2 tRNA genes and 2 rRNA genes are annotated in these 612 nt (G+C 47.2%); all 4 read left to right on the top strand.

Annotation, left to right across the window (positions count from 1 at the left end):
- A 16S ribosomal RNA gene (locus HXW94_RS18865) occupies window positions 1-95 on the top strand; the annotation flags it as partial.
- Between the two features lie 65 nt (window positions 96-160).
- Window positions 161-237, top strand: a tRNA-Ile gene (locus tag HXW94_RS18870).
- Window positions 238-240: 3 nt separating this feature from the next.
- Window positions 241-316, top strand: a tRNA-Ala gene (locus HXW94_RS18875).
- 144 nt (window positions 317-460) lie between these two features.
- Window positions 461-612, top strand: a 23S ribosomal RNA gene (locus HXW94_RS18880); the annotation flags it as partial.

Below are 612 nucleotides of genomic sequence, written 5' to 3' on the forward strand. Positions count from 1 at the left end.
TTGGGCAGGGGCAGGCGCCTAAGGTACGGTCGATAACTGGGGTGAAGTCGTAACAAGGTAGCCGTTGAGGAATCAGCGGCTGGATCACCTCCTTTCAAAGGAAAGAAATACATAAAGCTTTTTTTGGATTCACTGACCAACTTTGAGAGATTAAGGCTCTGGGCCTGTAGCTCAGTTGGTTAGAGCGCACGCCTGATAAGCGTGAGGTCGGTGGTTCAAATCCACCCAGGCCCACCACGTGGGGAATTAGCTCAGCTGGGAGAGCGCCTGCCTTGCACGCAGGAGGTCAGCGGTTCGATCCCGCTATTCTCCACCATCCTAAATAAAACGAAAACCAAGTATAGTTGATGTAAATCAGTTGTATTGGTGCGTAAAAACTCTCAATTGCTCTTTGACAATTTGTTGTAGTAAATATCAAAATTTTAAACATCAAAGCGTTTAAACTTATTTGTGGAATAGTGGCTAAGCTACTAAGAGCAAACGGTGGATGCCTTGGTGTCAAGTGAAGAAGAAAGACGTGGAAAGCTGCGATAAGCCTCGGTAAGGAGCTAAACATCCTTTGACCCGGGGATTTCTGAATGGGGCAACCCGGCACGGTTAATGCCGTGTCAT

It is taken from the genome of Desulfobacter latus, from assembly GCF_013389365.1.
GTDB classification, from domain to species: Bacteria; Desulfobacterota; Desulfobacteria; order Desulfobacterales; family Desulfobacteraceae; genus Desulfobacter; species Desulfobacter latus.